At 35.7% G+C, this 13,743-nt stretch carries 14 protein-coding genes; 4 read left to right on the forward strand and 10 right to left on the reverse strand.

Annotation, left to right across the window (positions count from 1 at the left end; all coding sequences use genetic code 11):
* Positions 1–3: 3 nt before the first annotated feature.
* From BLW28_RS06660 to BLW28_RS06700, 9 genes are all read right to left on the reverse strand, one after another.
* Complete coding sequence (locus BLW28_RS06660; protein WP_073216811.1) at positions 4–576, reverse strand: YceI family protein; 573 nt, start codon at positions 574–576, stop codon at positions 4–6.
* A gap of 66 nt (positions 577–642) precedes the next feature.
* Positions 643–1,938 (reverse strand): hypothetical protein, encoded by a 1,296-nt coding sequence (locus BLW28_RS06665; protein ID WP_073216814.1) that lies wholly within the window; start codon positions 1,936–1,938, stop codon positions 643–645.
* 100 nt (positions 1,939–2,038) lie between these two features.
* Positions 2,039–2,629, reverse strand: coding sequence for a YceI family protein (locus BLW28_RS06670; RefSeq protein WP_073216817.1), 591 nt, complete (start codon positions 2,627–2,629; stop codon positions 2,039–2,041).
* Positions 2,630–2,976: 347 nt separating this feature from the next.
* Positions 2,977–4,347, reverse strand: a complete 1,371-nt coding sequence (locus BLW28_RS06675) for an MBL fold metallo-hydrolase RNA specificity domain-containing protein (RefSeq protein ID WP_073216820.1) — start codon at positions 4,345–4,347, stop codon at positions 2,977–2,979.
* 78 nt (positions 4,348–4,425) lie between these two features.
* Positions 4,426–5,271, reverse strand: coding sequence for a restriction endonuclease (locus BLW28_RS06680; RefSeq protein ID WP_073216822.1), 846 nt, complete (start codon positions 5,269–5,271; stop codon positions 4,426–4,428).
* A gap of 10 nt (positions 5,272–5,281) precedes the next feature.
* The gene (locus tag BLW28_RS06685) at positions 5,282–6,127 is read right to left on the reverse strand and encodes a universal stress protein (protein WP_073216825.1); all 846 of its coding nucleotides are present in this window, start codon (positions 6,125–6,127) and stop codon (positions 5,282–5,284) included.
* A gap of 76 nt (positions 6,128–6,203) precedes the next feature.
* Positions 6,204–7,055, reverse strand: a complete 852-nt coding sequence (locus BLW28_RS06690; protein WP_073216828.1) for a universal stress protein — start codon at positions 7,053–7,055, stop codon at positions 6,204–6,206.
* A 20-nt stretch (positions 7,056–7,075) separates the two neighbouring features.
* The gene (locus tag BLW28_RS06695; RefSeq protein WP_073216830.1) at positions 7,076–7,924 is read right to left on the reverse strand and encodes a universal stress protein; all 849 of its coding nucleotides are present in this window, start codon (positions 7,922–7,924) and stop codon (positions 7,076–7,078) included.
* A 23-nt stretch (positions 7,925–7,947) separates the two neighbouring features.
* Positions 7,948–8,793, reverse strand: coding sequence for a universal stress protein (locus tag BLW28_RS06700; protein WP_073216833.1), 846 nt, complete (start codon positions 8,791–8,793; stop codon positions 7,948–7,950).
* 950 nt (positions 8,794–9,743) lie between these two features.
* On the opposite strand from BLW28_RS06700, the gene BLW28_RS06705 reads away from it, so the two are divergent.
* Entirely contained in the window at positions 9,744–10,136 is a 393-nt protein-coding gene (locus tag BLW28_RS06705) for an HU family DNA-binding protein (protein WP_073216836.1), read from the forward strand.
* A 6-nt stretch (positions 10,137–10,142) separates the two neighbouring features.
* Here BLW28_RS06705 and BLW28_RS06710 read toward each other — a convergent pair whose 3' ends face one another.
* A complete protein-coding gene (locus BLW28_RS06710; RefSeq protein WP_073216839.1) occupies positions 10,143–10,496 on the reverse strand; it encodes a hypothetical protein in 354 nt (117 codons plus the stop codon).
* Between the two features lie 138 nt (positions 10,497–10,634).
* On the opposite strand from BLW28_RS06710, the gene BLW28_RS06715 reads away from it, so the two are divergent.
* The 3 genes from BLW28_RS06715 (at position 10,635) to BLW28_RS06725 (ending at position 13,509) form a co-directional block, all read left to right on the forward strand.
* The gene (locus tag BLW28_RS06715; RefSeq protein ID WP_073216842.1) at positions 10,635–11,765 is read left to right on the forward strand and encodes a tyrosine-type recombinase/integrase; all 1,131 of its coding nucleotides are present in this window, start codon (positions 10,635–10,637) and stop codon (positions 11,763–11,765) included.
* An 84-nt stretch (positions 11,766–11,849) separates the two neighbouring features.
* Positions 11,850–12,590 carry a hypothetical protein gene (locus BLW28_RS06720; RefSeq protein WP_073216845.1) on the forward strand — a complete coding sequence of 247 codons (741 nt, stop codon included), beginning with the start codon at positions 11,850–11,852 and terminating at the stop codon, positions 12,588–12,590.
* Positions 12,591–12,768: 178 nt separating this feature from the next.
* A complete protein-coding gene (locus tag BLW28_RS06725; RefSeq protein WP_073216848.1) occupies positions 12,769–13,509 on the forward strand; it encodes a phytanoyl-CoA dioxygenase family protein in 741 nt (246 codons plus the stop codon).
* Positions 13,510–13,743: the final 234 nt, after the last annotated feature.

Raw genomic sequence — 13,743 nt, forward strand, 5'->3', positions numbered from 1 at the left:
CGTTTATAACCCAGCAACAAGGTTAAAATTAATTTCAATATCCTCTTTAATCACTATCAAGCCTAAAAACTTTTTAGGAGGTTCAAGATTAAAATCGCTGATATTTAACTTCAACTTACCTACAAAACGACTGGCACCTGTGTTAAAGATTGCAACTGGAACTTGATATGTGTTTTCCTTGCCTGCGATTTTTATTTTTACCGAGGCTATTCCTGAATCATTATCTAAGATAATTTCAGTCAATTCCAATGTGATTTTTGGATATTCTTTCGTTTTTAACAAAGCGTGAAAATCTTTATTTATTCCTTTGTTTCCACAGTCAAAACCTTCATTTTTTAAAGTAAGGATCGCATCTTTAAAGGTAATTTGATTACCGTGTTGATTATATTTAATCTCATTACGCTGCTCTAAATAGAAGGTATTAAATTCACATCCAAACTTGCTTATATTGGTATCTCCAGTAATTGAAAGCCCACTACTTTGAAGTATTTCTACCGACTTGTCTATAAAGTCGTCCTGAGCCAAGCCTTTTAGGCTGTACAAAAACACCAAGCAGCATATTGTAAATTGTTTCATTATCCTTGAAAGTTTAAAGGTGGGAGGATTAGTATCCTCCCACCTTTATTTATTTTATTGTAATCCTTAGAAGCTTATAACAGCCTCAGCCATAATTCCATCAAATTTACCACCATTTCGGAGATCGGTTGCAAGGAAACCGTCGTATTTCTGGTTTACATATTCCAGCTTTGCCATTATGTTTTTGGTCATAAACCAGCCTGCTGCAATGTTAAACCTTGAAATATCTACATCATATCCGCCTTTCATTTCGCCATCAACATAGTTGTAGCGTCCACCCACATAAAGGTTTTCGTTGTTTCCGAAGCGGTAAATTACTTCAGCTGCATATTGGTTAAAAGTTCTTGAATCAACCTCTGCTTCTTCTTTTCCAGTAGCCATTTCAAAAGTTCCGAAGAATTCAAGTCCTTTGTACTTAACAAATGGGTTTATCATAAACGCAGTAAGTTCGTTTTTTAAACCTGGATTAAACCTACCAGAAGTAAAGTTGCCTTTGGTAGTTGCTCCTTCTTGTTCCATTACAAGGTAGTATCTTGAACCAGCTCTATCTGCACTGTATAAATAAGCATTTGCACTTTTGTTTGTGTGGTATACAGACCCTGTTAATCTAACTCGTAAATCATCATTGATGTAATCATCATATCCTAATTTAGCAATAATAGACGGATCGGTAGCTCCTGGGTTATCTACGCCTTGGTTCAATTTTCCGTTAGTTGCACCTAACATCCCGATGAAGCCTTTCTTAAAGTAATACACCTCTGCTCCTACTTCAGTAGTAAAGCCGTCCATTATAAGGTTTCCAACAAATGGGTTATAGATTGCTTGGGCGTTATCAGTTCTTCTAAAATGAGCATCACCATAGTTGTTCTCCATATGTCCTATTTTAATGCGGACATCCTTCATTACGTCTTCCATAAAACCTTCATTTATAAAGTCTAGTTTATCAATCTGGATATACCCTCCCTTAACATAAGGTTCTGGGTGGTGACGCGAAGACAAGTAAGTTCTTAAGTGCATAGATATTCCATCATACAACTGAACGTCAAAGTCTAAGTTTGCTGTAGGGAGGTTAAAATTATTTCCTATTTCTATTAGTGAAATTACATCGCCATTATCATTTAAAGGCTTTCCTGTAGTTTCGTGATCTAATGCTTGAAATTGAATGGCAAATGCCCCGCCAATACGAACCTTTACGCCATCAAAAGTTGATGTTGTATCTTTTTTACCTTCAAATTGGTTGATTCCTCTTTGGTCTGGGAACCTAAAGTTGTCTAAATCTCTTGAATTCATTTCCTGACCAAATGCCTGGAAACCAAACAGTATTAATAATACCGCGCTGGAATAATTGATTATTTTTTTCATGTTAATTTATTTAAAAGTGAATTTATTGGTTGTTTTAAAATAGCTGTCGCTCGTCTTTTGTGAAATCTCTTTATTGACCTTCAATCAGGACAAGCATTAATTACTTTGTGAAATTGGATTCAAATTTGATATCAATTGCATCTCCTGTGGTGATTGTTCCAAACATTGCTTTTGGAGGATCTACACCAAAATCTGTCATTTTGATAGTTTTACTTCCGGAAAGAGTTACTTTAGAACCATCCGTCTTTAATTCAAATGTGATGTCTATTGGTTTTGTTACACCAGCTATCATTAAATTTCCTGAGGCAGCTACTTTATAACTATTGCTACCAGAACTGTTGATGCTGTTTACCTTGGTAAGCTTAAACACTATTTGCTTATACTTTGAAGTGTTTAGAGCTTTATACGTGTTCTTATCCATTCCGGATTTTCCACTTTTTAAGCTTTCGGCAGTTACAGAAAAATCTAATTTCTGAATTTTAGTAAGTTGTCCATCTACAAAAATGGCTGATAGCTTCCCTTGTTGGTTCTCAGCATTTATCTGCCAGTCGTGAATATTTGATGTTCCATCTACTACTAATTTTGAAGTAGTATTGCTTAGCTGATAGGTTTGTGCTTGCGAAATTTGTAAAGCAAAAACCATCATTATTAAGCTTCCAAAAACCAGTTTTAGTTGTTTTAAAGTCTTCATAATTTTCCTTTTTTTATCTAGTGTAAAGATAAAGCTTGCCCTGGTTCTGAATTATGACATTTGTCAGCATTTACAAGGTTTTACGGATTACTCAATGTCATTTATAGGAGTGATATCGCAGTCGGATTTTATTTAATTCGGGAACACCTATTGTCACTGAAACAAAGCTTTTTAAAAGAGGTAAAACGGTGCAGTAACCAGCCCGTTTCCGAATTGGAAATAGAGAGTTTAGACTAATAGAAATTGCCTTAGGTTAATTGTATATATTATAAGGAGTAGAAAAAAAGTTAAAGTGTTTACCTATGGAATGAAAATGACCATTATTAACAACACTTCGCTAAAAAATATCAAACCAAAATCTCCTTCACACTAAAGAGTTTGGGAATGCTCACATTCCATCCATAGGTATCTTTCATTTTTACGCGAAGTGCATCTTGGGCTGTAGGTTCGCCGTGTATAAGAAATACTTCTTCAGGAATATTTTTAATTTCGTTTGTCCAATTTAAAAGTCCTTGCTGGTCGGCGTGTGCCGAAAGCGTTTCAATATGGTCTATCTGGGCTTTAACAGGGTAATATTTTCCGAAGAATTTTAGTTCGTGCGCTCCTTCCAGCATTTGTCTGCCACGAGTACCTTCTGCTTGGTAACCAACTAATAAAACGGTGGTATTGGTCTTGTCTATCATTTGTTTCAAATAGGTCAAAACCCTTCCGCCTGTGACCATTCCACTACCCGCAATAATCACTTTTGGCTGTGGATTGTCTATGGTTTCCCAAGTTTGTTTATAGGAAGTAATAATGTTCATCCGGTTGTTCATCGCGTTAAAATCCTTCATCGGCAACTTGTGCCAATCGGGAAAGTTTTGAAAAACAGAAAGCACGTTATTTCCCATTGGGCTATCAATAAATATAGGGATATTCGGGATTCTATTTTCTTTATACAGTTTCCAAAGCAAAAACATCAAGGTCTGCAACCGCTCTACAGCAAAGGAAGGTATAATTAAATTTCCGCGATTGTGAATGGTTTTTTCAACAAGCTCTACCAGTTTATCCGTAACGCTTTCGGTGGGATGTAGTTTATTGCCATACGTACATTCAATGAAGAGGTAATCTGCCCAAGCTGGTTTTTCGGGTGGTGAAAGCAATAAGTCGTGCTCCCTACCAATATCGCCCGAAAACACAAATGCTTTTCCGAATATCTCAAGTTCAATAAATGTAGCTCCTATGATGTGCCCGTTGTAGCGAAACCGATATTTTATATTTTCTGAAAGTTGAACCCACTCGTCTCTTTCTTGCGATTGAAAAAACCCTAAGGTAACCTCAGCCTCCTGCACACTATAAAACGGTGCGGCGGGTTTATGTTTGGAATATCCTTCATCATTGGCCTTTTCGGCTTCTTCTTCGTGGATTTTCGCACTGTCCATCAGGATAATTCTGGTAATAGCTAAAGTAGGTGGCGTGCCAATAATCTTTCCGCGATACCCTTCTTTTACCAAGCGCGGCAAATAGCCAGTATGATCTAAATGGCCGTGGGTAAGTAGCACCACATCTATTTTAGAAACATCAATAGGCAAAGGCTTCCAGTTTATTTCACGAAGTTCTTTTAGGCCTTGAAACATCCCACAATCTATCATTATGTTCTGTTCGGGCGTTTCTAATAGATATTTAGAGCCAGTAACAGTTCCAGCAGCACCGAGAAAATGGATTTTTATAGTTTTCATAGCTTCTTACTTTCCTGAGTTTAGAATTGATTTATAGCTATGCGTGCAACAAGCCTTTATTCTAAAAAACTTGTTATTCTAATGCTTGCACAACAGGTTTATTTCATTTAAAATACGTTTCTTACGCTTTTCAGAAATACCTAGGTGATCTAAATAGAAATTATCGTTTATTAGTTGCCTACAAAGCACTACGTCGCGACTGAGTAAAAAATCTTTTTCGCGCTGCGTTAATAGGGTTGAAACGGTAACTGGGTAAAGCCCTAATCGGTCAATTCTATCTTTAAGTCCATTACCTATCGGGTAGTCCCAACTTAAAAGGTGAAGTCCGGCACATTTTCCGTATTCCAAGGCATCTTCGGTAAATCGGGTATTTGTTGCCACCCAACCTTCGTTAGGTTTGTCTTCATTTTTATTTTGACCATAAAACTCGCGGATATCACGATATCGGGAGTGAATATAGAGCGGTATTTTTACATTGCAATTGCGGCCTTCTTCGCTGTGAAACTTACACTCAACAATTATATAATGCCCGTCTTTTTCGGCAACAACATCTACTTCGTGGGTTACGCATTTTCCTTGCAATATCTGTCCAGTTTTTACTTTATAGCCACTGTAAAGAAATAATGCTGAAACAAATTTTTCGAACGGAAAACCCGTGGGGCCAAGTTCGTAAATTGCTTTTTTCAATTTATATTTTGAAGCGAAAGCATTTTCTTTCTTTTTAAGCAAAGCGAAGGCTCTGTTGTAAATTTCTTTGGTGGAAATGCCTTGATACAATTCGTCTCGAACACGATTGGCTATTTCATCAACCAGCTCCTCGCCTGCTCCACTTTTTTGAAGTGAGTTTTTTAGTTTATTAATTGAAAACTTCGCTCGTTCTCCTGAGTATTTTACTATTTCAATCGGTTCACCTGTCGTTTCCATATTGCTTGTTTTATTGGCCGTGAAGCGCTAACAACGGAACGGTAGCATGCACTCCTAAATTCTTTATCAACGGGTTGGTAAAAATGGTGCCAAAGAACCAATGTTTTCTGTTTACAAAGCTTATCATAGAGCTTTTGCGCTGTTTCACGAATAACAAAAGACCTTCCATTAAAGCAACATCCTGTAACCAATGGAATGAAAATTCAACAGATTTAAAATAGTCTTCTAAAAACTGTTTGTTTTTTTGTTGCGTTTCATCTAGATTATTTTCACTTCCTATGTGTAGAAATTGGATAGAGGCATTTGCAGTTTCAGCAATTCTTCGGAGTGTTTCCATTTCATCCAAATTAAATTTTGCTTCAAAATCGGTTGGAAAAACAATTTCATTCAGTGCTTCAAATTTTATATTTCTAGGAATTGCCAACACAGGACAGCTCCGCACTTTTTCCATTACATTAATTGCATTGCGACCGTAGGCAACATCTTTATTGTTAGTTACGCCACGTGTTCCCATTACAATCATATCTATACTATCGCTTTCAACTTTTTCCTTTAGCAAATCTGTTAGGAATCCGTATTCGAAATCGTATGTTATTTGATGCTTTTCGTTATTGGAAAGCCTATTAATATTTTCCTTTAGAATATCCATTTCTCGGTTTTTGCTCTGCCGAATAGTTCGGTATTCAAGTTCGTCTGGAACAGGAAATAATGGGTTGCCTTTGCTTGATGCCACTATATAATATGCGTGATATATATGAAAAGTACATTCACGGTTTTTAAATAATTCAAAAGCATATTGAACGGCATTAAAGGCGCTTGAAGAAAAGTCGGTTGGAATTAAAACATGTTTTCGCATAATTGAATCTTTAATTTTCTGGCTTTATTCTTCAAAATGAAAACCCAGTATTATTTTGTTTTAATATTTAGAACGGTTAGCTCCTAACATCGTGCATTGCTAAAAGTGGTACGTTTGCGTGTCTTCCCAACTCCTTAACCATTGGGTTAGAAAAAATGCTTCCAAAGAAGTTGTGCTTCTTATTTACAAAGGCAATCATATCGCTATCGCGACTTTGCACAAAACAGCGTACCCCGTCATTAACTGCTATGTTAAACAATCTATGATGCGTGAAAGATGCTGGTTCTAATATGGTATCAAGCAGTGCTTTGTTTTTAAGTTGAGCTTCGGTTAGTGGCTTATCTTTACGGATGTGCAGTACCCGTATAGGCGAGTTGGTTAACCGCGCTATTTCGACCATAGTGTTTAGTTCCTTTTGTTTGTAATGTGTTCTAAAGCTGGTTGGGAACACTATTTCATTTGGTGCCTTAAATTTTTGACTAGATGGAATAGCCATTACAGGACAATGGCGAATTTTCTCCATAATATTCACTGCATTACTTCCTAAAATAACCGATGCATTGTCTGTTTGGCCTTGGGTTCCCATAATTACGAGTTCGATGTCTTCCTGTTGCACCGTTTTATTCATAATGTCGTATAACGTTCCAAACTCTGTTGTATAATTAAAGTCGTGAAAAGGATTGGCTTCGTGTAAACCCATCTGAAGTTTGAATTTCTCCATGTTTTTTTCTGCTTTTAACTTTACGGCCTCTCTTGCTTCATCCGAAGGCACTGGTGTTAAAAGGTTGTCTTTTGAATATCCAGCAAGGTAATAACTGTGCAAAATAAAAAATTCGCAGTGTTCTGATTTAAAAAGCTCCATAGCGTATTTTATTGCGTTTAACGCATTTGCTGAAAAGTCGGTAGGAATTAATATTCGTTTCTTCATAAGGTACTAGTTTTCAATTTTTATTGTGTTATAGGAATTACCAACGTGGGTATATGTGTATGTTTTCCAACTCTGCTAACCACGGGTTCCCTGAAAAGTGCTTTGATAAACGCATGTTTGTGATATGCCAAAGCCAGTAAATCCATTCCTTTATCGTCTACAAATTGGTGAATTGTTTTAGACACATTTTCCTTTTTAGGGACAAAATGGAATTCGGTATCGTATTCTGAAAGATCGTTTTTAAAATGTTCTAAATTTTCTTTTTGGGTTGCTGTCATTTCACTTTCCAACCCAACGTGAAGTAAGTGAATTTGAGAATCGAAATGCCTAACTAACCTGATAATTGGTTTTAATTTTGAAAGCTGATAAAACTCGTTATAGTCTGTAGCAAATGCTATATGCCCTGGCATTACAAAATCTACTTGTCGTGGCACAACGAGTAACGGACACCCTTGAAGGCTTTGAATAACCTTAGCCGTTGTACTGCCCATTAGCACTTCTTCGGCTCCGGTACGCCCTTTACTTCCCATTACAGCTAAATCTACACCTTCGGTAGTAACCAATTTGTTGATGGTTCTAATTAAGGGTGCGGGTGTTGAAATAACATCGTACGTATGCGCTTTATTATTAACATCGAGCTCAAGCTTGCGCAACAGGTTTTTGCCATCTTCATCGGCGTGTTTAAACAATTTTTCGATTACAACATCGGATCGACCAATGTCTACCCTACTCGTCAACTTGCTCACTTCATCTTCGAAAGAATGAAGAATGGTAATCTGAGTTGTTTCTTCTGCAAATAATTTTGAAACATAGAACAAAGCTGCATAAGCGTTGTTAGAAAAATCGGTTGGAACGAGTATATTTTTCATCTAAAATAAAATATTAGTTTACATTATCTTGGTAAATTCTGCATTACCAAAAACGGAATATTGATATGCAGTCCTATTTTTTCGATTGTTGATTGATAGAGTATGTTTTCTAAATATGAATGGCGTGTGTTTATCATTACCAACATATCTGTAGGGTTTTCAATTATATGTTTATTAATAGCCTTGGTGATGTCGTCACCGTCTTTTTGAATAAATTTAATTTGGTTTTCCACCAGCGAAGCTTGCAGAAATTCCTTATTATCCTGCTGTCGCAAGGAAAGTGTCGGAAATTTTGAAATGTGCATGAAATCAATTTCAGAAGCAAAGTTCTTGGCGATGGTTGCCAGCAGTTTCAGCTCTCTCCGTCTGTAAGGCAATAAAAAATCTGTTGGAAACAGTATGTTTTTAGGATGCACATCGCCATAAACAGCTGGAACTGCCAGCACAGGACATTTTACATATTTAATAACCTGCAGCGTATTACTACCAAAAGTTAGTTGCCTATTGGCAGTTTCGCCTTTGGTGCCCATTACTACCACATCTACATTTTCTTTTTCTACCCAATCGTTAACCGTATCTACAAGTAAACCGAACTCGGCCACCGTATGAATTGTATGTTTAGGATTTGGCGAATGAGCAAACACTTGTTTTTTGAGTTTTGCCAGTGCTTGTTCTGCCTTTTGATGGGCTTGTGCCTTTAAATCGTCAAAAACTACATCTGCAAAACGGTTTTTGGCTTCATATACTTCATCGGAATAGGCATATAGCAAATAAATTTCCGAAGGTCCGTGCTTAAAAAGCTCGGTTGCATATTTAATTGCATTTATAGAATTCTCAGAAAAATCAGTAGGAATTAATACTTTTCGCATTGCAGTTGTTTTTGGTTTTCAAGGTAAAGATAGCAAATCGTTCGCGGGGAACATATGACAATTGTCAATTAAGCTATTGAGGTGGGTTTGTGGTTTAGGTTCGGTACAAATTCAGTATTGCTGCGCATACTGAAATTCACTTACCTACCTTTGATTGTTTAGAATTACAAATTTTTGGATATTGAAAAATCATTATTGAGTTGTTTGTTGTTTATTTGGATACCCAAAAACAAAAATCATTAATCAAAAATCGACAATCGTTAATCGGCAATCTAAAATCGTTAACCAATTGTTTGTCATTTCGGTTTGGGTTATGTTGTTAATGTGAACTCCTAAATCAAAAATCGTTAATCGGCAATCGCTAATCGGCAATCTAAAATCGTTAACCAATTGTTTGTCGTTTCGGTTTGGGTTATGTTGTTAATGTGAACTCCTAAATCAAAAATCGTTAATCGGCAATCGCTAATCGGCAATCTAAAATCGTTAATCAATTGTTTGTCGTTTCGGCTTGGGATGTTGTTAATATGAACACCTAAATCAAAAATCGTTAATCGTTAATCGTTAATTGCTAATCGGCAATCTAAAATCGTTAATCAATTGTTTGTCGTTTCGGTTTGGGTTATGTTGTCAATATGAACTCCTAAATCAAAAATCGTTAATCGTTAATCGGCAATCGCTAATCAGTCATTGATTTTGCAAACAACTATTATTTTAGCTACCTTTACTTAATTCCTTTTCTTTTCGGGCTTTACCGCGCCTTTCTAAAAAATAGCCAACTTTTTCAAAAAACTTGCCAACTTTTACAAAAAACATGTGCAACTTTTTCAGAAAACATGTGCAAGTTTTTGACATAACTCCTAGGTAATTTCGAAAAATCTCCCTGATAAAAGTTTCAAATTAATAAGAAGTCTTGTAACTTTCTAGTTTATTACAATTTAAACTAAACAATTATGGCAATAAAATACCGAATTACTAGGCGTAAAAACACTATGGATTCAGAAAGCGAGCCTTCCTATATTATGCAAGCTGTTGGTCATAAAGAGGTAGATTTACGCAGATTGGCGTATGAAATAAGCAATATGAGCACCCATACAGAAGGCGATGTGTATGGCGTACTGCTAATGTTGATAAAACAACTAAAATTTCATTTGGCCGACGGTGAAACAGTAGTGCTTGACGAATTGGGCAGGTTTAAAATAACTTTTAAAAGCGACCACGCCAGCAGCCCGGAACAATTAGATAAAAAGAGTATAAAGAAATTTGGCGTTAATTTTCTACCCTCGGTACCTTTTAAAAAGTGGATGAAGAGCGAATTGGAAGTTGTGCGTGAAAAAAAGAAATGAAACTCTTTATTGCTTACGGACTATTAGAATTTCGTCGTCTGAAAATTCCATCCAAGCCAAATCGTACACATAATGAAACATTTTGTTTTTTGAATTTATATGAAAATGGGTGTGATATTTAAACCGAAACTTTTTCTTTTCCATCGTGTTACGATACACTTTTACCTGCGTTTTATTCGTGCCTAATAACTCCCAAAGTATTGCATAATTCCGTTTCAGAAAACCATTTATTTCAATAGCTGCTGTTTTGCTTGCATAGCGCACATTTTTATGATAGTGGTTTTTACAACCTACGGAGCAGAACACCTTATCTACTCTTCCTCGAAGCGTTTTTTCGCATATTTTACATTTTCGTTCCATTACCCATCACGTTTTCAAACAAATATACATTATTCGTTCTTAACGGTTATAAACATTTATAGTCGTTTACCATCGGCTACTACGCCACTTTTGTCCGATTTTCTAATTAGTTTTGAATAAACCAGAATTTTAATTGCTATGGAAACACGAGACACTAACAGTGTAATTATGTATCGACCGCTTCCTAATGCCGGGCGCGTAAAGTTTTTTATTCCATACCTATTAAAGGATAAACGGGAAGCTTTTAAAAAATTGAATACCTCTTATTACCATCCGCATCAAAAACTGTGGAGTATTGTAAACACTAAGTCTAATATTGCATTGGCTAAAGATTTGTTTGGAGACAAATTGCGCATTGAGAGTTTAAAACCGATACCAAAAATGCCAACAGTAGTTTGCTCTGAGAAGGTACAATTTGAATTAGACCGAAATCATCAAAAAATGGTTTTAAAAGGATTTAGCAAATCCACGATTCGCAACTATCAACACGGGTTAACTGAATTTCTAAGTTATTTTGAAAGTGAGGACTACAAATCAATCAGTAAAGAACAAATTGAGGGCTTTCTTTTTTATTTAATTAGTAAGTACAATATTAGCGAACAAAAGCAGAATATGTTAATTAATGCGATTAAGTGCTATTACGAACACACACTGGAAATGCCTAGGGAATATTACACAATTACCCGGCCCAAAAAGAGTAAAGATCTTCCTAATGTGTTAAGTGAAGCCGAAGTGCGCCAAATTTTAAATCATCCTAAAAACATAAAACACAAGGCTATACTTCATATAATATACGCTGCTGGTCTTCGAATCGGTGAAGTTATCCGACTACGGGTAACCGATATTAGAAGCGACGATGGTTATATTTTTATTAAAGACAGCAAGGGCAAAAAGGATCGACACACAGTGTTAAGTCCTTTTTTGTTAGCACTTTTACGCGAATATTATAAGAAACATCGCCCGAGTTATTGGTTATTTGAAGGACAAGATGGCGGACAATATTCTGCAAAGAGTATTCAAAATATTTATAGAAGAGCGGTTAAAGAAACCAATAGCAACCCTTGGAGCACGCCGCATACACTGCGTCATAGCTTTGCAACGCACTTAATGCAGCAAGGTGTGAACATTCGATATATACAGAGCGCATTAGGACATTCCAGCAGCAAAACAACCGAAGTTTACACTAGAGTATTAGGTATTAGCAACAAAACCTTAAAAAGTCCATTGGATACGTTATTTGAAAACACTACATTTGATAAATCGAAATGAAGATGGTTTTGTCGTACAAGGTCAATATAACAGCCATAATTCCATCAAAACTTCGTATATAACTATGTTGTGCACAAGCTAAAAATGATTAACAAAGCAATTCAAAATACAGTAATATTCACTTTAATACCGCTTTTGGGGTTCTTGACTTTTTACTTGTGGGTTAGGTTTGATTATTCATTGTTGACTCTAAATAAAATGGATTTTGCTTTATTAGGAATAGTGCTTTTTGCCGTGACACTTTACTTAGATAAAATCCAAATTCATAAGAAAGTAAAATATTATAATTTATTATTGCAGGAGAGAGAACTGTCAAGTATTGACCAATTTATTCACCCGAATAAAAGAGAGATCATAGGTAACAATAAAATGTACTTAGATATCAATTCAATTGACATTTTCAATCAAGAGAATCAATGTGTTTTTCACTACAACGCTAAAAAGAACATAATTGAAATAAAGAAAAGATTTTCAAGTTTAAAAATTCTGACTGGTGACATAGAGTTCTTAATACTCGAATACGACAAAACTTATAGAAACACCTTAAAAGGTTGGTTAACCAGAGGGGATTTGGACAAAATCCAATCTATAAGTATAATTTCAGCGAAACTTATATCAGGAAAAATAATCCCCATAATTGAAATAATTTTTGATGAAACAATCATCTCAAACAGATTAAATAATTTATCCGAACCTAAGAAAGACGAATTTAATTTTTTTCCTGTAGGACTCAAAACAACAAGAATTTTAAGCAATAAATTGAAAAAGGAATATCTTGTAATAAATTATCAGGATGAAAAGCCTATGCACAACACGAGGCTATAAGCAATGCTTAATTTTGTGCTAAACCCGAAATCAGGTGTGTGTTTACAAGGTCGCCAAAACTTCATTTTGGCGAAAAAAATATAAGTAAAAAATAAAGTTTTGGCTTATTGCTAGCTTCGAAAATCAATTCATTTTTGGCGCACTGCTCATAGCCCAAACGTTGTGTGCAAGCTGAAAAATGAACTACGAAAGGAACAAAATAGAACTTGAAGAAAATGGATTTTCCGTTTTAGCTGACTTGTATTCGGACAAAGAAATAAGTGGAATTATAGCTTGTATCGAAAATGCTGAACAGGACGGAAATTCGTTTATGAAAACAAAGGATTTATTTGCGATTAGACAATTAATCAAAAATGTACCTGAATTGAGTGACTTGCTGTTTAACGAAAAGCTGATTGAATTAATTTCCGAACTTTCCGAATCTGAATATTTTCTGACCAAAGCAATCTACTTTGACAAACCAAGGGAATCGAATTGGTTTGTTGCTTATCATCAAGATTTGAGCATTTCGGTTGACCAAAAAACGGAATTGGAAAATTATACAAATTGGACTTTTAAAAAAGGACAATACGGAGTTCAACCACCAATTGAGGTTTTGGAAGACACGATAACAATCCGAATTCATTTAGACAAAACGGACAAAAATAACGGAGCTTTAAAAGTAATTCCTAAATCGCATCTTAAAGGAATAATTCGAGCTGAATCAAAAGATTGGAATTTAGAAAATGAATTTATCTGTGAAGTCGAAAAAGGCGGAGCAATGTTAATGAAACCTTTGACTTTACACGCTTCGAACAGAACAACAAACGGAAAGAAAAGACGAGTAATACATTTAGAATTTAATAAACATAATCTGACTAAACCGCTGAATTGGTTAGAACATTATGGAATAAAAAAGCCAGCACACAACAATGTATAACCGCAATTACGGCGGATTCGACTTCGTCCGAATCCACTCGGAATTGCTAACGTCTGTGCTTAACCGAAAAACAGTAACTTTAAACCCGTAACTGACGGTTATACTAGACCGTTGTGGGAGAGTTTATAGAGGTAAATTTTAATGAAGTTTACCGTAAATCAGCAACCAAAAGTCAGGGCTTATTTTCGACAATTAAAACACGGTTTTTAGGCTGTGGAATCACAAAATCCCCTC

The organism is Aequorivita viscosa (assembly GCF_900106795.1).
Taxonomy (GTDB): Bacteria; Bacteroidota; Bacteroidia; order Flavobacteriales; family Flavobacteriaceae; genus Aequorivita; species Aequorivita viscosa.

What these genes read in the sequence shown, in the direction of transcription:
- BLW28_RS06710 (WP_073216839.1), bottom strand. Translation starts at nt 10,496, where the DNA reads ATGGAACGAAAATGTAAAATATGCGAAAAAACGCTTCGAGGAAGAGTA.
- BLW28_RS06685 (WP_073216825.1), bottom strand. Translation starts at nt 6,127, where the DNA reads ATGCGAAAACATGTTTTAATTCCAACCGACTTTTCTTCAAGCGCCTTT.
- BLW28_RS06700 (WP_073216833.1), bottom strand. Translation starts at nt 8,793, where the DNA reads ATGCGAAAAGTATTAATTCCTACTGATTTTTCTGAGAATTCTATAAAT.
- BLW28_RS06725 (WP_073216848.1), top strand. Translation starts at nt 12,769, where the DNA reads ATGAACTACGAAAGGAACAAAATAGAACTTGAAGAAAATGGATTTTCC.
- BLW28_RS06695 (WP_073216830.1), bottom strand. Translation starts at nt 7,924, where the DNA reads ATGAAAAATATACTCGTTCCAACCGATTTTTCTAACAACGCTTATGCA.
- BLW28_RS06705 (WP_073216836.1), top strand. Translation starts at nt 9,744, where the DNA reads ATGGCAATAAAATACCGAATTACTAGGCGTAAAAACACTATGGATTCA.
- BLW28_RS06665 (WP_073216814.1), bottom strand. Translation starts at nt 1,938, where the DNA reads ATGAAAAAAATAATCAATTATTCCAGCGCGGTATTATTAATACTGTTT.
- BLW28_RS06720 (WP_073216845.1), top strand. Translation starts at nt 11,850, where the DNA reads ATGATTAACAAAGCAATTCAAAATACAGTAATATTCACTTTAATACCG.
- BLW28_RS06675 (WP_073216820.1), bottom strand. Translation starts at nt 4,347, where the DNA reads ATGAAAACTATAAAAATCCATTTTCTCGGTGCTGCTGGAACTGTTACT.
- BLW28_RS06690 (WP_073216828.1), bottom strand. Translation starts at nt 7,055, where the DNA reads ATGAAGAAACGAATATTAATTCCTACCGACTTTTCAGCAAATGCGTTA.
- BLW28_RS06660 (WP_073216811.1), bottom strand. Translation starts at nt 576, where the DNA reads ATGAAACAATTTACAATATGCTGCTTGGTGTTTTTGTACAGCCTAAAA.
- BLW28_RS06680 (WP_073216822.1), bottom strand. Translation starts at nt 5,271, where the DNA reads ATGGAAACGACAGGTGAACCGATTGAAATAGTAAAATACTCAGGAGAA.
- BLW28_RS06715 (WP_073216842.1), top strand. Translation starts at nt 10,635, where the DNA reads ATGGAAACACGAGACACTAACAGTGTAATTATGTATCGACCGCTTCCT.
- BLW28_RS06670 (WP_073216817.1), bottom strand. Translation starts at nt 2,629, where the DNA reads ATGAAGACTTTAAAACAACTAAAACTGGTTTTTGGAAGCTTAATAATG.